This window comes from Streptomyces sp. NPDC087310 (assembly GCF_044744405.1).
Taxonomy (GTDB): Bacteria; Actinomycetota; Actinomycetes; order Streptomycetales; family Streptomycetaceae; genus Streptomyces.
The window spans coordinates 607,520-624,390 of sequence record NZ_JBIUYF010000007.1 but is presented as its reverse complement, the minus strand read 5'-3'; the positions used below and the strand labels follow the sequence as shown (position 1 = coordinate 624,390).

General features: G+C 70.1%; 10 protein-coding genes and 3 pseudogenes. 4 read left to right on the top strand and 9 right to left on the bottom strand.

The features are described 5' to 3' along the window. Positions 1–60: 60 nt before the first annotated feature. From ACIO3P_RS28500 to ACIO3P_RS28485, 4 genes are all read right to left on the bottom strand, one after another. On the bottom strand, positions 61–1,260 hold the full coding sequence (locus ACIO3P_RS28500; protein ID WP_362833543.1) for a hypothetical protein: 1,200 nt from the start codon (positions 1,258–1,260) through the stop codon (positions 61–63). A gap of 154 nt (positions 1,261–1,414) precedes the next feature. Then, positions 1,415–2,515 (bottom strand): patatin-like phospholipase family protein, encoded by a 1,101-nt coding sequence (locus ACIO3P_RS28495; protein WP_401855670.1) that lies wholly within the window; start codon positions 2,513–2,515, stop codon positions 1,415–1,417. Beyond that, positions 2,512–5,058 carry a ThiF family adenylyltransferase gene (locus tag ACIO3P_RS28490; RefSeq protein WP_401855669.1) on the bottom strand — a complete coding sequence of 849 codons (2,547 nt, stop codon included), beginning with the start codon at positions 5,056–5,058 and terminating at the stop codon, positions 2,512–2,514. Before ACIO3P_RS28490 ends, ACIO3P_RS28495 begins: the two co-directional genes overlap by 4 nt. Further along, positions 5,055–6,368, bottom strand: coding sequence for a hypothetical protein (locus ACIO3P_RS28485; protein ID WP_365859089.1), 1,314 nt, complete (start codon positions 6,366–6,368; stop codon positions 5,055–5,057). Before ACIO3P_RS28485 ends, ACIO3P_RS28490 begins: the two co-directional genes overlap by 4 nt. A gap of 472 nt (positions 6,369–6,840) precedes the next feature. On the opposite strand from ACIO3P_RS28485, the gene ACIO3P_RS28480 reads away from it, so the two are divergent. Further along, a complete protein-coding gene (locus ACIO3P_RS28480; protein WP_401855666.1) occupies positions 6,841–9,315 on the top strand; it encodes an ATP-binding protein in 2,475 nt (824 codons plus the stop codon). 2 nt (positions 9,316–9,317) lie between these two features. Beyond that, on the top strand, positions 9,318–9,554 hold the full coding sequence (locus tag ACIO3P_RS28475; protein WP_401855664.1) for a hypothetical protein: 237 nt from the start codon (positions 9,318–9,320) through the stop codon (positions 9,552–9,554). Positions 9,555–9,908: 354 nt separating this feature from the next. Here ACIO3P_RS28475 and tpg read toward each other — a convergent pair whose 3' ends face one another. Continuing rightward, on the bottom strand, positions 9,909–10,466 hold the full coding sequence (gene tpg / locus ACIO3P_RS28470) for a telomere-protecting terminal protein Tpg (protein WP_401853267.1): 558 nt from the start codon (positions 10,464–10,466) through the stop codon (positions 9,909–9,911). A gap of 3 nt (positions 10,467–10,469) precedes the next feature. Next, positions 10,470–12,671 carry a telomere-associated protein Tap gene (gene tap, locus ACIO3P_RS28465; protein WP_401853269.1) on the bottom strand — a complete coding sequence of 734 codons (2,202 nt, stop codon included), beginning with the start codon at positions 12,669–12,671 and terminating at the stop codon, positions 10,470–10,472. Positions 12,672–13,594: 923 nt separating this feature from the next. On the opposite strand from tap, the pseudogene ACIO3P_RS28460 reads away from it, so the two are divergent. Beyond that, positions 13,595–14,107, top strand: a pseudogene (locus ACIO3P_RS28460) (cupin domain-containing protein); the annotation flags it as partial. Then, positions 14,107–14,506, top strand: a pseudogene (locus ACIO3P_RS28455) (VOC family protein). The pseudogenes ACIO3P_RS28460 and ACIO3P_RS28455, both read left to right, overlap by 1 nt. Positions 14,507–15,005: 499 nt before the next feature. Here the strand turns inward: ACIO3P_RS28455 and ACIO3P_RS28450 are convergent. The 3 genes and pseudogenes from ACIO3P_RS28450 to ACIO3P_RS28440 all read right to left on the bottom strand — a co-directional run bounded on the left by ACIO3P_RS28450 (position 15,006) and on the right by ACIO3P_RS28440 (position 16,773). Beyond that, the gene (locus tag ACIO3P_RS28450; protein ID WP_401853272.1) at positions 15,006–15,476 is read right to left on the bottom strand and encodes an HNH endonuclease family protein; all 471 of its coding nucleotides are present in this window, start codon (positions 15,474–15,476) and stop codon (positions 15,006–15,008) included. 135 nt (positions 15,477–15,611) lie between these two features. Then, positions 15,612–16,044, bottom strand: a pseudogene (locus tag ACIO3P_RS28445) (hypothetical protein). A gap of 66 nt (positions 16,045–16,110) precedes the next feature. Next, a complete protein-coding gene (locus tag ACIO3P_RS28440) occupies positions 16,111–16,773 on the bottom strand; it encodes a DUF4232 domain-containing protein (protein ID WP_401853275.1) in 663 nt (220 codons plus the stop codon). Positions 16,774–16,871: the final 98 nt, after the last annotated feature.

Here is a 16,871-nt window from a genome sequence, read left to right as displayed (position 1 = left end):
TGGACGCCTCGGCCGTCGGGCACCCCTGCCGGGTTCCGGGCGGGCTTGGGCGCCGGTGTGTCACGCCGGGCTCAACAGCACCTGTTCCACGTCCTGCCAGGCTGGGGGCGGTTGGGCTGCGGAACGCACGACGGTGAGCAAGCGTCCGTCGAGGCAGGCGTCGAAGCGGCCTTCGGCCCGGGCGAGGCGCTCCCGGACACCCGCCTGGGGCGGGGGCTGTTCGGCCAGGACGGCCAGCAGCACCTCGTGCCGGGCAGGTCCCAGCGCGTCGGCTGGCACCCAGGCGCCGCGGACGGGAATGCCGGCGAGTTCCGCGTCGAGTGCGGGCGCGGTGTCGTACAGCCGCTGGACCATGCGGCCGGTCCGTGAGAGCAGGTCGGCCGCAGGTTGTGCGCGGGCAGCGGCCAGCGGCATCGCGTCCTGCGGTGCGTCCGTGTCGGGCGGTGGGGCGGATGGTGCGCTGGGCGGTGTGGTGGGCGACGGCGGTGCGGGATCGCCGGCCGGCATCTGCCCAGAGGGGTCCTCTGGTGGCCTGCGCCGTCGCTCGCGCACGGGAAAGCGCCATTGGCCGCCTCCGCCCTGCCGCTTCCAGCGGTCGTCCAGTGCACCGTCCCAGCGTTTGTCCTGAGGAAGGAAGATATCCACGGCGACGCCGGAGCGGCCGATCCAGACCCAGCTCATGAAGTAGGCGTGGTCGCGGTGGGACGCCGACCAGAGGGCGAGTTCCTGCAGCCGTCTCTTCTGCTCGGCGAGCGGCTGCTTCGGCAGGAGTGTCTTGGCGCGGCGGTGCCGGCCCCGGGCCTCTCCCGCGACCCTGCCTCCGGGCAGATGGAACAGCAAGTCCGGTCTGATGCCGCCGTTTTGATAGCCCGTCAGTATGCGGCCGGGCAGTGCGTCGAAACTGTGCAGGGCATGGGCCGTGTTGTCCCAGGCGAAGAGGGCTTCGCTGGCCGCCGTCAGCATGCCCAGTCCTGAGCTTTCGGTGACGAAGCTGCGGATGTGCCGCGAGCTCGCCACGAATGCCCGGTGATCGACCTGGAGCGGGGCACCGGCGCCGGGGGCTGCGAGATAGCTGGCCAGAAGGCGGACCTCGAGCTGCCTGGTGCGGTAGTCGACGACCCTGTTGAGGTCGCAGGCGAGCGCGTTGATGTGGATGAGCCGGGCCAGTCCCACCCCCAGGTCACCCTGTCCGACCTGGGTGGCGGTCACCATCGGCCCTTGCACCCGGAACTGCCATACCCGGGCCCATACGGTGCTCAACGTCGTGTTCCTCCCCGATGCGGTGCGCCCGCGTCATGGCGTATCGCACACCGTCACGTCCGATTCTCCCTGCCCTGCAGCCGCCCAGGGTGTCACGTCGTCAGTCGCCCAGTCCCCGGCAGGTGAGTGCGCCCAGCTCGTTTTCGACGGGGCCTCAGTGCCGGGGGTGGCGCAGGTGCATCGGCAGGACGGTGCGCATGAGCTGTTCGCCGCGGGTGGTGATGGCCTCGAAGTGGGTGCGGGTCATGGCGGCGAAGTTGGTCGGGTAGGTGGCCACTGCGCTGCGGGGGACGAGGTCGGCGGGCGGGGCGGGCAGGCGGTCGTCTTTCATGCCGAGGTAGGCCAGGGCGAATCCGTCGATGCGTCCGCTCGCGGCCCATTCGTGCAGGCGGGAGCGGGCGGAGTCCTGGGCTTTGCGGTGGACGGTGGCGAAGGAGCGGCTGAGGCGTCCGGTCATGAAGTGCGGTGCTTTCAGGGTGAGTTCTCCCTGGCCCGCGTCGCAGGCGATGATGAAGGACACGTCGTAGACGTGCTGGGTGTGGTGGGGTGAGCGTCCGGGTTCCAGGACGGACAGGCCGAGGTTGTCGTAGACGCCGCCGTCGGTGAGCAGCACGGTGTGCTGCTGGTGGTGTCCGTCGCGGTGCTGGAAGGTGAAGGTGCGTTCCAGGGCGGGCAGCAGGGCGGGGTAGGCGGCGGAGGCGGCCACGGCGGTGGCGGCGGGGATGGGTTCGGTGATGGTGCCGTAGCGGGAGCAGCCGCTGCGGGTGCTGCCGAAGCGGACGGCGTTGGTGGTGGCCAGGTCGGTGGCGGTCAGGACGACGTCGAGGCCGGGGTGGGTGACGTCGGCCATGGTGCGGGTGCCGAACGCCTGGCGGGCGAGGACGGCGGCCAGGGCGTCGGTGCGGTTGGCGGGGCGGGCGACGCTGACATCACTGCCGCGGGTGAACGCTCCGCGGGCGCCGGCGCGGGCGGCCGCGGTGAGGTTGCGGGCGACGGCGGAGAATGTGAACGCCTGGCGTGCGATGGCCAGTTGCAGGCCGGAGCGCAGCAGGTCGGTGGTGCGGGTGTCGAAGTCGGCGAAGTCGGGCGGGCCGTAGGCCCACAGGGCGGCGAGCAGCGAGCCGCCGGAGATGCCGGAGACGACACGGATGCGGTCGAGGAGGTCGCGGTCGTGGAGGGCGCGCAGACAGCCGAGGTGGAAGGCGGCCGCGCGGGAGCCGCCGCCGGACAGGGCGAGGCCGAGGGTGCGGGTCATGGGCGGGCGTCGTCCGATCGGCGGGGGGCGGGCAGGGTGTTGTCGGTGGCGGGGCGGGTGGCGTAACCGCCGGGCCACCACAGGCCTGGGCCAAGGTGGCCGGCCGGCGCGGTCGGAGCTGGTGGGGTGGCGGCCGTGGTGGTGCGGGTGGCGAGGCGGGCGTAGAGGTCGGGTCCGTCTGCGGTGGTGAGCCATTTCTGCCAGACGGGTGGTCTTCCTCCGGCGATGAGGACGAGGGCTCGGGTGGGGGCGTCGTCGAGGGGCAGGGTCAGGAGTTCCATGGCCGTGCGGTCGGTCGCGCTGGGCTGTGCCGGGCTGTGGGGGTGGGTGTGCCACAGGCCGAGGAAGCGGCTGGTGTTGCCGGTCGCGGTGCGGCGGGAGGCGAGGTGGTGGGTGACGCCGTCCAGGCCGTGCTGGAAGTAGGTGTCGCTCAGCAGGGAGTCCGGGGGCGGTCCGGTGGCCTCGTCGACGTGGATGATGCCGGTGGCGTCGTCGATGGTGCCGAGCAGCATGCCGCCGGTTTCGACGCGCGGGCCGCGGACGCGGGCGCCGCGGCGGGCTTCGGCGCGCATCTCGGCGAGGGCGGCGGGGGCGATGCGGACGTCGTAGCCGGTGGCGTCGTCGGTGATGGTCGTGTCGTTGGGCCAGGTCAGCCAGCGCGGCCCGGCGGGCTGGGGGTCGGTGGGGCCGCTGGGTGTGCGGACGGTGAGCGCGGCCATGGTGTGCTGGCCGTCGGGGGCGTTCAGAGCGTGGAGGATGCCGGTCATGAGCTGTCCGGCCAGGGCGGCGACGTCGGCGGCGGAGCCGGTGAAGGTAGCGTCCGAGCAGCCGGGTTCGGGCTGGAAGAGGTCGGTGCGGGGCTCGGTGGGGAAGAAGTCCTCGACCATGTCGGCCAGGGCACCGGTGGGGTCGGTGCGGGCGGCCAGGGAGGTGCGGCGCAGGACGTCGGTGCCGCCGCCGGTGGCTCCTGGAGGTGAGAGGGCGACGATGCCGCGGGTGGCCTGATGGCCGATCATCAAGGTGGCGAGGTGGGGCCAGGGGGTGGGGTCGGTGCGGCGGGCGCGTTCGAGGTAGGCCCGTACGACGCGGTTGGCGGTGCAGTCCAGGATCAGGTCGAAGGAGTGCACGCCGAGGACGGGAAAACGGCGGGTGATGTCGGCGACGACGGACTCGATACGGGTGGCGTGCGGGTCGATCTGGTTGAGACGGTCGGCCAGGACGTCGGCCTTGGGGTATCCGATGTCGGGGTCGGTGTAGGGCTGGCGGGCGTGGATACCGGGGTGCACGAGTGACTTGTCGACGACGGTGACGTGGGCGGCGCCGGCGCGGGCGCAGATGTCGGCGGCGGGCGCACCGAGCGCGCCGGCGCCCAGGACGAGGATGCGTTTGCCGTGCAGCCAGGCCGCCGGGGTGTGGTGGTCGCGGCGGACGGTGACCTCGGGGCGGGCCTCGTAGAGGCTGAGCCACCGGGTGGTCAGGGTGTCGAGCCATTCCTCGCCGATCTGCATGATCTCGTCGCCGAGTTCGGGCAGTTGGCGGTCGACGTAGGCGGTGACGGCGCGGCGGGTGAGTTGGTCGGCGAAGTCGGGCAGGTGCCAGGCCACCAGGTGGGTCCGGCGGGAGCCGTGGCCGCTGTTGCCCCGGGAGGGGGTGCCCAGCAGGAGATGGACAGGGGCGGGCGGGCGGGATGTGCCGTCCGGGCCTGTCTGGTCGGCGGTGGTGCGCAGGCGGCGGTTGTGGTCGGCGGCCAGGCCGACGAGACCGAGGATCATGCGGGCGGTGATGCGGCCGCGCGCCAACGCGGCGATGAGCGCCCGGGCGGTGTCGGGGTATTCGAAGGTCAGATGGTCTGTGGTGATGACAGCCGGGGCGAGGAATACCTCGGCGTCGTCGGGGAGTTGGGCCGCGGCCCGGGCGTCGGTGAGGGTGTGCGGCCACGGTCGGCCGAAGGGCAGCCAACCGACCACGTCGCTGCGGTCGGCGTCGACATGGTGCAGGAGGGCCGCGCCCAGCCACGGCTCGTCGTCGGCGGCGGTAGGCGCATCGCGGCGGACGACGAGCAGGCCGCCCGCGTGGTCTCCGAGCGCGTGAGGCGGGTGCAGCGGCTCGCCGGGGGCATCGAGTTCGCCGGCCGCGGCAGCCTTGAACCAGTCCAGCAGGCGGGTGATGAACCCGTACATGCCATCAGCCGGGTCCCACTCGGTCGCCGTGGAGCGGTACAGGCACGGGAAGCGGGCCCAGACGACGTGCGGGGCCCCGGCGAAGCGTTTGTGCCGGGTGTGCACCAGCGGGACCTCGAAGGGGAAGTCCGGCGGGATGTAGAGGGTGACGGGCTCTTCGCTGCGCAGCCGCAGGCCGCCCTCGACGCGGGGCAGGCCGGCGCATCCGACGCTGATGCGCGCCTCCACGAAGCCCGTGGGGGCCGCGGGTGCCGTGTCCACGTGGGAGAGGAAGACCCCGCGGTCGGAGTCGGTGATCTGCCGGAGTTGGTCGAGGGCGAGGTGCTGGCCGGCCGTGACAGCCGTAGTGGTGCGGTCGCTCACGCGTCACCGAATCCCAGGGGCGTGGCGGGTGCGGCCTTGTCTCCTCGGGCCTGCTCGACGGCGCTGCGCGCGGCGGTGGCCGCCCGGGGGGAGGGGAGAGCGGCGGTGGCGGTGAAGGCGGCGGCCGGGAAGCGGGTGGTGCCCAGCGCGGCCAGCATCCGCCGTCCGCCGCCCGCGGCCTTCATCACCAGAGACTTGGCCTCCAGTTCGGCGACGTCGACGAGTTCAAACCCGAAGAGGGGGTCCAGGGCGAACACCACCGGCCGGGGCTCGTCCTTGGTGGGGTACTCGCCCGTGCACAGCACCGGCAGCACGGTGATCTCCGCGTAGGCGTCCCGGGCCAGCAGGTGGGGCGGATTGTGTCCCTTCTCGTCCTGGTCCCGGAAGGGCCGGGAGCTGGCGATCACCCGGGCGTCCGGGCTGGCGTAGGTTTCGAACTGGTCGAGGATGTCCTGCTTGCGCTCCTCCTCGCCGTCCTCGCCCTTGGCGTACATGACCTTCTTGGAGCAGTGGTGCGGGGAGAGCAGCAGGTCCCACTCCACCCGGTCGGTGTTGCCGAAGTACTCGCTGTTGTCGAAGATCTTCTTGATCGTGGGGTAGGCGAGGTCGCCGAGCAGGAGCAGCCGGCCCGTCGCGCCGGTGCCGGTGGGCATGCGGATCTGCAGGGCGAGGGACGTCTCGTTGCGTTCACCGGCGCAGTCGCCCTTGAACGGGGCGTGGACGAACGCCTCGAACGTTCCCGACAGGTCGTTGCCGTCGATCATCGTGATTGTCTTGCCGGGGAAGGTGAAGTACTCGTCGGGCAGCTCGTTGTAGGAGTGCTGGTCGCGGTCGTCGTCGTAGCCGATGATCCGGACCCGGTCGCCGCTGGCGGGCTCTTCGCCGTTGGCGAGGGCCTCCAGGGTGGCGGCGACGCGGCGCTCGACCTCGTCCTGGAAGAGGCGGGCGTCCTCGCACATGGTCTGGTCCTGGGAGATCTCCCGCCACAGCCGGGGCGTCGCCCAGATCTCCCCGATCAGGATGTCGCTGTCCACCAGGTCCCCGAACCCGCAGCAGTGGTCCAGGTCGGCGTGGGTCAGGGCGAACACCGCGAGGTAGGGGGTCTCCCCATCAAGCCAGTCGGGGCACGGCAGGGTCTCCGCGAGACGGTCGATGACCGCGGCGACGACCGCGTCCTTCTCGTCGGCAGCCTTCATGTCCCGCAGGTCGACCTGGAGGACAAGGTCGCCGCCGAGCACGAGCGTGGTGGAGTCGCCCGTGCCGACCGGCCAGAACACCACTCCCCGCTCGGGGAGTTCCGTCTCGACCATCCTGTTGCCTCTTCACTCGATGTGGGTCAACTGGCGGGAGAACCACACACGTTCTCTCTGCTTCCATAGCTACCATGCGCCACTGACAACACGGTCTCACCAGGCATTTCACGTGCTGCCGGGGCCCATGTCAGGGTCTGTCGGCCTGGAGGCGGCCTCCCCGCGGCCGCAGGGTGCACGCCGCCACGCGAGCGGACCGAGAGATTCCGCTCCCGTGCCGAAGCGCCACGGAAGGGGCGCTGGTGAGCTGGCGGCGCTTCCTCGGATCCCGGCCCCTTTCCGCCCCTGTCCCCCGCGCTGGACCGCGTCGTGGGCTGGACGGCTCGATGCTGTACCTACGGCTGGGGCATACCGCATCCCAGGCCCCCGCGAGCGGAGTTGTGCTGCTGCGCCGCACCGGCGCCTCACACACTCCCGCCCCCGGGGCAGCGGTCTGCGCCGCGGCCCGTGCAGGGGCCGATATCGTGGGGGCGTGCACGACGAGGAACCACCGCCGACCGGCGACACCGCCCAGGACAGCACGGCACGGACGGCCGGCCCGCTCGATCCAGCGCAGCTGCGGCGGATCACCTCCCTGCACCGCGGATTCACCTATCAGAACCTGTACGCCGTGGGCTGTCTGCTGCGGCTGCGTGAGGCCGGTGCGCAGACGCTGCTGATGGAGCTGGACGAGGACCTGGAGGTCGTGCTCCCGGACCGGCATCTCTACCTGCAGGTCAAGACCCGGCAGGGCAATCTGATGTGGAGTGACATCAGCGGGTCGGTTGAACAGTTCGCCAAACTGCGCGCGGAGCACACGGCGGGGCGGCACCCCGGCGCGCCGAAGCTGATCGTGGTCAGCAATACCGCACCGGGTCGGGATCTGCTGCAACGGACCCAGCAGACGGGCTGGCCGGCAGGCGTGTCGCTGCTGTGGCCGGGACATCCAGATCCGGAAGAGACGTGGCTGCCGCCGACTGCTGCGGATCTCACCGGTGTCCTGCAGTGGTGCACCGAGCAGGCCGCCCGGGTCCCGTTCGGGTCCCTGGGAGCGCAGACGCTGGTGTGGAAGCTGGCTGCCCGCGTGCAGTACGCGAGCGCCGGAGCCCATGGGCGAGCCTTCCATACCGGTGACCTGGCCTCCTTGTACGAGCAGTTCGTCGAGGAGCTGCAGGCCTTTCCCCAGGTTCCCGACGTCTACTGGCCGCCTGGCGGCGAACCGGAGCTGACGGGCGAGCAGCGCGTGCGGCTGGTGACTGGCTTCTCCGGGGCCGGGAAGACGACCTGGGCGGCGCGCGCCGCCGCCCAGTGCCCGCTCCCGGTCACCTACTTCGATGCCGGCCAGATGCCACCCGCAGTGGTGCCCGGCGCGCTGGCCCGGGAGGTTGCTGCCCGGCACCTGAGCGGGCCCGATGCCCTGAGTCTGCCGAGCGGGGCCGGCATCGACGTCCTTCGGGCCGTGCACGGCCGACTGACTCACGACGGCACAGTCATCGCGGTCGTCATCGACAACGTGCACGACCTCCCATCCGACGACCTACGGCTGCTTGTCCAGGCGCTGCCGACGGCCCAGATCACGCTGCTGGGCCACCCCCACCCGGAGCAGACCGCGCTCGCCGCGCATCTGGGTGTCTCCGCCGAGTCCTTGCCCGGCTGGGACACCGACACCGTGGCCGCCGTCTTCGCTGCCGAAGACTGCACCCTGGACTACCCCACCGCACAGCGGGTCTTGGCACTCACAGCTGGTATGCCGCTGTACGTCCTCAACTCCGCGGCGCTCACCCGCACTAACTACGCAGGTGACGGTGGCGCCTTCTGCGCGGCGGTGCAGGAGCAGACCCACCTCGCCCCCACGGCCCAGGAACGCATCCTGGCACAGACCTTCGAGCACCTGTCCGTGCTGGCACGCACGATGGCCGGCCTCATGGCCATCGCTGAAGTCCCCGTGAGCAGCCCGGAATTGCAGCAGCTGGCAGCAGCCGCGGGACCGATACGTCCCGCTGCCGCGGCCAGGGCCGTGCGCGAACTCGTAGGCCTCGGCCTCGTGCAGACATTCGCCGACGGTTTCGCCAAACTCCACGATGCGGCCGCATCGTTGGCCCTCCATGGGTCGCATGACCTGCATGAGGAAGCCGCCCTCCGTGTCGAGCAGACCCTGGCTGATCTTCTCGAGGGCCACAGAGAACTGCCGCGGCTGGCCCGCTGGATGCGGCTGCTCGCCGATACCGGCCAGATCGACCGCTTGCTGGAGATCACCAGTCAGGAAGGCTTCTACGAGGGCGGCTTCCCGCGCGAACTGCGCACGGTGATCGCGGACGTGGCGCAGGATCCGGGTCGGGACGCCGTCGACCGCCTTGATGCGCACAGTGCGTTGGCCTCCTGGGCATATGGGGACACCAACTGGGAGGCCTACGCACGCCACGTCCACGCCATGGAAGTCCTCGCCTCGGAGGGCGGCAGCGGGATCGGACCACGTGAGAAGGTCCTGGTGGCCATCCGCCAGTTCCCTCTGCACGGGCACACCGGTGACAACGAAGCCCTCGATGCTACGTTCAGGACAGCCCTGGCTGAGCTTCTCGCCCCCTCTCTCCTGGAGCGATCTCTGCGCTACGGCTACGTTCAGGGGCTCTACCACGCAGGCAGCTACCGAGCCGCAGGCCCCGCAGCCCTGGAACTCGCCGACGCCTACTGCGTTCACCTCGGCCTGGACCTGGCCAACCTCCACGGCCCCACCGAGGCACTGCAACAAGCCTGTTTGAACAGCGAGACACCCGACGACTACAAGTGCCTCGCCGACTGCTTCGCCATGCATGTCAAGTGCTGCCGTCAGCTCAAACTCGACTACGGCAGCGCCGCGTTCCCCGCCATGAAGCTCTACATGGCCGCAGGGGCCTGGCGATCCGCCGTCGACCTCGGCCAGGACGTGGTCGAGACCATGCTGCGCTTCGACGAAGCACAGGCCGCCTGAACTTGATCGACCGGCAGCTCCTGCCCATCACCCAGGCCTACAACCTGCCCGAACTCATCGTCGGGCTCAGGTCCCACCGAGCCGTGGTCCTCGCCCGTACCGGAGACATCGCTGCGGCCAGAACAGAGATCAGCAGCCTCACACGGTACGAGTTCACCCCAGCGCAGGCCGCCGACATTCGCGAGCAGGCCAGCATCATCGAGGAACTCGCTGCTCAACAGGCACAAGGCCGCCCCTGACCGACCCCGCCAGGCAGGTCGATCGCCTGTTCCCTCAAACCGGCGCGCTGGTCATCCGACCGGTGACACCGCACACTCTCACACGCCTCTGACCTGCATAAATACGAGTAACTCCACAGGGGTTCCGGCGATAGTTGCGACTTTCCAGCTCAATCACGGATTCGCTGCTCACAGCACCATCTAGCGCTGGCCATAGCCACGCAGACAGCAACCTGCACAGGTCAGACACCACGTGCACCTCGATTCAAACTATCCAACTTGACCACGTGCGCCCAGCTCACACCCTGAAGCGCCCCAGATCAAAACCAGGAATCCACAATGCCGGGGACCAAGCGCTCGCTACGAGCTGATCTGCTAGAGGTCGATCTGGATGTGCTCCACGTCGGTGAACTCCACCCCGAGCCCCTGAGCCCGGGAGTTGTTCGCGCGGAAGTACATCAGGGCGAGGCCGTCGGCCGCGATCTGCCGGAGCTGCCGCTCGTTCGCGCCCTGCTCCTGGGCGGTGAACAGCCGGTCGGCGAACTCGGGCGGCAGGGCCTGGGTAATGTCGCGGACGCGTGCGTCATCGGTGGTGCCTGGGGCGGCGGTGAACCCGAAGCGGGCGCGGCTGGAGACGACGATCCCGTCGGTGGATGACGCCTTCTTCCTCGCTTTCGCCTTGATCTGCGGCTGCCACCGCTTCTTGACCTCGCCCTCCATCCGGCTGCGGAGGTCCCGGCGAGGCCGCTTCAGCTGGCCCTTGACGTACCGTTCCACGGTCCGCTGGGAGATACCCAGGGCCTGAGCCGCGGCCCGGGTGCCCTTGAGCTGCTTGACCAGGTACTTCATCTGCGCCTGCGCGCTCTTCGGGACAGGGCGGGTGAACGCCCCCTCCAGCGCGCGGTCGAGGCTCTCCCCGAGCGAGTCGACCATGGGTTACTCCCCTTCTCCGGCGCTCGGGTCGGTCTTGATCAGGTTGGAGATGTTGAAGACGCCGCCTCGTTCCTCGAACTGCTCCTCCGCCCACAGGACGGTCTGGGTGCCCTGGTGCTTGACCATCCCGGGCGAGACCCCGAGCCGGAACGTGCCCGGCACCGGCTTGCCCTCGGGCGTGTGCGGCAGGATGTCCAGCGGGGACGGGCCGGGCGAAGGGTAGACGATCGCGTCGGTCCCAATTGATGTCGGGTACAGGTCGGCGGCGGCCGCCGTCTTCATCAGCTTGCGGTGCAGGCCGACCCGCTGGTTGGCCAGCACGGCGGCCCGGATGTCGGGGCGCCACGTCTCCCGCTTCAGCGCCGGGTAGGGCTCGTAGTACGGCACCTGGCCCCGGCTGCGCTGCCGGAGCTTGCCGATGCCGCCCTTCGCCGTCGCCTTGATCGCGGTCTCCAGCAGCGCCATCGTCGGGTCGACCCGCTTACGCCGCGCCATCGCCTCCAGGAACTCTCGGCCCCCCAGGCCAGCGGTGACGCCCATGTCGGCCATCGTCTCCACGTACGCGTCGCGCAGCCGCTTGTACCAGGAGTCCAGATAACGGCCGGCCCGGGTGCGCACGTACGCCTCGATCGGCGCGACGTCGAAGCCGAGCTCCACCGCGTAGGCCACGGTCGGCGTGGCGTACCAGGCCGGGCCCTCGGGCCGGTCGCCCTTCGGCGTGAACGGCGACGGGAGCCGCTCGCCGTCGACCGTACGGCCGTTGACCCGAACTCGGGACAGGTCGACATGGGAGAGGTCGACCAGCCACGAGCCCGGCAGCGTGGCGTCGAACGTCGGGTTCCCGGTCAGATGGGTCGGTCCGTTCAGCCCGACGGTGAGCCCGTTCGCTGCCGCGGCGAACGACATGTTGATGTCCACCGCGACCAGGTACGGGACCATGCACTCCTCGTCGGTCAGTGGCCGGCACCAGTCGTAGGGCTCCTCCATCAGCATCTCTGCCGGGGTGCGCTGGTGATGCCGGGCGAACCGTCCCTTGAGGACCGGGTGTTCGTCGGGGACCTCGCACTCCACCATGTCGTGGACCTGGGTGAGCGCGTCGTCGTTGAAGGCCCGCTTGAACTCGCCGGTGGCCGGGTCCTTCTCCGCTCGGGTCGGCGGGCGCAGCGCGGCCATCAGCTCCAGGCCCGTCGTCGCGGTGGTACCGCGCGGTGTCATCACCCGCTGCGCGTAGAGGCCGAGGTATTGGGCGAGGTCGGCCGGGTGCATCGTCAGCAGCGGCTGCGGATCGTCCTTCTTGCCCCACTCCCGGGTGTCCAGCGCGTTCCACGGCAGGATGCACAGCTGGACGCAGCGGCGCATCGAGCCCTCGGGTTCGCGGAAGACGCGGGCCCACGGGCCGAGGCCGCGCTGGGTGAGCTGGAGGCCGGCCTTGGTGATCTGCTTGACCACCTTGTGACTGTCCGGGAGCCGGCTCGCGTTCCGTTCCTCCTCCGACAGGGCGGTGGGCAGGCCGTAGCGGTCCAGCGAGGCTGCGGTGAGGACGAGAATCGGGTCGGCGTCGCGGCCGTTGCGGTGCAGCCGGGCCTGCCCGAGCCGGGCTTCGGTCAGGGTCCAGTCGATCAGCGCCGGGATGGACTTGGCAGGCACGTCCAGGACCAGGCCGCCGACGCAGTACGCCGACACCTGTCCGCAGTCGTCGACATCGACCACGGCGAGCGGTCCGTTCTCGAAGCGCGGGTCGGCGGCCGCGGCGAGCGTGGTCTTCTTCGCCACCGCCCTCTTCGCACCCGGACGCCGCGACGACGCGGCCGACCTCGAGGCGCCGCCCGTCACCGCCTCCGGGCGGGACGCCGGTACGGCGGCGGGCGCCGGAACCGGCTCGGGAGGCGGAGCGGTGAACACCTCCGGGACCACCGGCGCCGGGGCAGCGGCGGGGACGTCGGCGTCCGGGGCGGGGAACCGGGCGGCGAGGCCCTCCAGCAGCCGCGCGTACGCGGCACGCTTCGGCGGCCGCGGCTCGGTCCGCCCTGCCTCCCAGTTCCCCACCGCCTCCCGGCGCGCGTCCAGCGCCGTGGCGATCTGCCCCTGACTCAGCCCCGCCGCCTCACGCAGACGCTTCCGCTCCGCAGGCGCCGGCAGATCATCCTGCGCGACTTGCTCCAGCAGCGCATCGACCGCGCTGAACAGCTGGTTCTCAGTGGACACAGAGGTCACCTCCAAAAAACCACCCTACCCCAATCGCGTATCCAATCGCGCATTTAATCGCTTTCGAATCGCTCAATATGCGCGGGCCGCCGCCCTGGACCGTATCGACACACTCACCGAGAACCGACCACTCACAGTGAAGGTTGAGCGTCACTCCGACGCCGGCGAGACAACCAATCCGTTCGAGATAACGCTCTCGGCGCCGATCCGGGCAACTTCGTCGGCCGCACAGACGCCGACGACACCTTGGGGGCGATGCGGAACGAGCACCTGGTGCCGACCCATGCGGCGTGCTCCTCCGCACCCGCTGCGGGCGCGTCTCGTTCAAACCCAGCCCCGCACAGTGGCGGTTCCGTCGGCAACCGGCCCCCAGCCGCTCATCCTCGACCGCGCTCCGGCCCTGCAACTGCGCTCCCCGGCCAAGACGGTCGGCCGGGAGACCGGCCACACCCCGACGGCTTCGATCGCCAGCTGGGTCTGGCGGAACAGCAACTGGTCACCGCACCGCTACGCGGTCCACCTCTCCTTCGTGCAAGGGCCGCCGCCCAAGCAACGGCAACGGACACCTGGCCGTCAGGTGCCTCGCCCGGCCTGCTCGAATACGCCCTGTTCAGCGCCCCGTGGACGTGAACCGGCAACCGCTTGCGACCCGACGGGAGCCCCGAGAGGGCGATTCACAGACGATTATTCGTTTTCTGCCCGGTTCGGGTGAGGCGGGCTGGCCATGGGGCTGAGGCCGGACCACGGACGGGCCTGGGCCAACAAGGCGGCTGCGCTCGGCGAGGTGCTCCGCAGACGAGGCGCTTGAGCCCATGTCGCGCACTCGATCACGTAGGTGAAGGCGAGAACGGACTTCCGTCGCGGCATTCGGCAGCATGCTCACGGTGGTGCTCTTGTCATACCTGATCGGTAGGGTCGCGATCATGACTTTGGATCATGGCCTGAACGACCACACCGCTACGGGGACGGTACTCACGCGCGGTGGCGAGGCCGAGACCTGCGCCGACCCCAGTGCCGTGGTGGCACTGTTCGCTGATTCGGCGCAGACCGGGGGCGCGTTCACCAGCTACCGCTCGACCTTCATCGAGGGTGCGACCGGCGCGCCTGCCCACTTCCACACGCGTGCCTGGGAGTTGTTCTTCGTGCTCAGCGGCTCGCTCCAGGTGTTGCTCGGCGAGGAGGTGACCGTCCTGCACCAGGGTGACTTCCTCGCCGTACCGCCGGGCACCCCGCACGCCTTCCGGGCTGCCCCGGGCTCAGGCGCCGACGTCCTGTGCGTCTTCACGCCGGGCATGGACCGTTTCGACTACTTGCGCCTGCTGGGGCAGGTCACCCGCGGTGAGAAGCCCCCGAGCCGACTCGCCGAGACTTCGCAGCGCTTCGACAACCACTACGTCGACAGCCCGGTCTGGCGCGCGACCCTGGATGCCGCGGCGTGGACACCCCGGACACCCACATCCGGATCGCCCGCCCTCCCGGAGCCTTGTGGCCGCCGAGCGCTTCTACGTCGAGGGCCTCGGACTCGACGTTCTGTGGCGCACCGCGGAGCGTGTCTCCGGCGAGCATGATCTGGTGATGCTCGGACTCCCCCGCGGCTCCTGGCATTTCGAGCTCACTCACGACACCGAGCGGCCGCTGGAGCCTATGCCCACAGTGGACGACTCTTCGTCCTCTATCTCGGTGCCGCGGTCGATGATGCCCTCGTCGACCGCCTCGTCACCGCGGGCGCCACCCGCGCCGCGGCGCACAACCCCTACTGGGACGAGTACGGCGTGACCGTTGCCGATCCCGACGGCTACCGCTTGGTGCTCTGCTCGCGTTCCCGGAGCGCCTGAAGTCCGCCGCCGTTGACGGGCCGGGCCAGGGCCACGGGCGGGGACGGGTGAAGAAGCCCCGCTCGGGCTCGGCCAGGACGCCGCGGTCGACCAGCCGCTTGAGTTTCAGTCGAGCGTTGTTGATGTCGCTGGGCTTGAGCTCCACGTCCATCGCCTCGCACACTGCTCGAACCTGCATCGGGGCGTCGGCTGCGGTGAACACCGCCATGATCTGCCAGTAGGCCGGATGGCCCGGCAGCAATGCGGGGCGGGCGTCCGGTACGCGGACGGCCGGACCAGCGCCAGGCCGCCGGATCTCTCCCGCAGGACATGGGAGCATCCGGCGCTGCCAACGAAGGGTCCGGGCCGGCGTGCCGACGTTCTCCCCCACGCAGCGCGGGCGCCACGTCGACGCAGACCATGCGCGCACAACACACCGTCGTGGGATGTGGCGGTCACGGTGGAGAACGTGGCAGGGCCGCAACGTACGGACGCGGCCCCTCCCTGTGAGTGCTGCCGGTTACCGGGCGAGGGGGACACCGACCGGGGCATTGGCGCAGCCGGCCGCAGCCTCGGCGAGCGCGCTCTTCCCTGTGGTGTCGATGCTGAGCTGCCAGCGGATCTTGGTGACGATCCAGTCGGCAATGTACTGGCAACGGTATCCCTCGAAGGGCGGCAGCCAGGTCGTCGGATCCTGATCGGCCTTGGACCGGCTGGTCTTCGCGGAGACGGCGATCAGGCTCCTGGCGGCGTCCAGGTCGTTGGCGTAGGCCTGACGCTCGGCCGGGGACCACTGGGAAGCTCCGGAGTCCCATGCTTCCGCGAGCGGGACGAAATGGTCGATGCCCGGTGCGGCGGGGCCGTCGATGTACTGGTTGTCGTAGGCGCTGTACCAGCGGCCTCCGCTCAGCTTGCAGCCCACCTCCCGCACCGGGGCGACGACCACTTCCTCCTTGAGCACCTCGGCCCTCGCGGCCACCACGGACGTCACGCGACCGAGTGCGGGATCAACCACCTCAAGAGGGCACCCGCGCGGTCGCCACGCGCCATGACAAATCGGCGATCCGCTACGAGGCGACCGTCCTCACCGCGGCCGTCAACGAGTGGCTGTGATCGGTACCCGTCGCTAGAGCTCGTAGTCCTGGGCCAACTCCTCCCAGCGGATCCTGCGAAGCGCAAGGTCGGCGTCCTCGCCCGACGGGACATCCAAGACCGTCTGGAACCAGACCACAGTGAGGGCGGAACGGTGCAGCACCGAATCGAGTTCAGGGGCTACCGCTGCCGAACGGAAGGCGCCGATACAGGCCACGGCAGGCAGCACCTCGACGGGGCCGAAGGCACCGGCGGTCTGGTCCGGGTACTCGCGGGAAGGCGGAACCAGGTGGACTGGCGTGGAGGAGAACGTGCGGTCGGCCTGCCGCTGAAGGCTCCTGACCTTCATTGTCGTTGATGGGCTTGCACGGGTAGCCCTCCAGCATCCCCCCGTAGGTCGAAGACATGCGCAGCTCGGTGAGCTCGATCGAACGGCCGGACGTGAGGGCTATGCGACTCAGCGACATTCCGACACCCTATGCGCACGATTCACTTCCGGTACACGCCCTGGACCTGGCCACGCGCACCAGCCCCTACTGGGTCGTGTGCGTGGGGTAGACCTCAACGTCGGTGTAGGCGCCCTTGATCTCCCCCGCGTCCGCAGGCCACTTCAGGCTCACGGTGTGGGTCTCGTTCGGGGGCGTCACCTGGATGTCGGTCGGGGACGCGAGGCTGTCGTCGGTGCTGTCGATGTCGTAGGCGAGGTTGAAGACAGCGGCGTCGCCCGGCTTCAGGATGGTGACACGCGGCTGGGCGTGGCCGCGCTCGATGGGGTTCGAGGTGTTGTCGGCGTCCTTGATGTCGATGCCCGCGAAGCCCGTCGCCGAGCAGGTGGCCGAACCCCGGTTGATCATGGTGATGTCGATCCTGCCGGATTTCGCGTCGGGCGCGGCGTCCGTGGCGTCGATGGCCAGGTCCTCCGTCTTGCAGAACGTGACCTTGCCGCCGGTCTCCGTCGCGGCGTTCGCGCGGGCCTCAGTGCCCTCACCGGAGCCCGACTTCGCGTTGCCGGCCTCCGAGCCGACGGAGCCTGAGCCACCCGCCGGCTTCGAACCGCCGTCCGTGGACGAAGAAGACGAGGACGAGGAGCTCTTGGAGGACGAGTCCTTCCCGGAGCCGTCGCTGTCACAGGCCGTGAGCGAGAGGGTGGCGGCGACGCCGATGGCGGCGAGCGCGGTGATGCGGGTGTACTTCACGGTGTTTCCCCAGGAGTAGCGCGGTGCATGTGGTCGGAAGTATTTGTATCTCGCACCGAGTTACAGGCGGTCCTCCGCGACGTCTTCGTTCTGTCACA

What these genes read in the sequence shown, in the direction of transcription:
- ACIO3P_RS28485 (WP_365859089.1), bottom strand. Translation starts at nt 6,368, where the DNA reads ATGGTCGAGACGGAACTCCCCGAGCGGGGAGTGGTGTTCTGGCCGGTC.
- ACIO3P_RS28495 (WP_401855670.1), bottom strand. Translation starts at nt 2,515, where the DNA reads ATGACCCGCACCCTCGGCCTCGCCCTGTCCGGCGGCGGCTCCCGCGCG.
- tpg (WP_401853267.1), bottom strand. Translation starts at nt 10,466, where the DNA reads ATGGTCGACTCGCTCGGGGAGAGCCTCGACCGCGCGCTGGAGGGGGCG.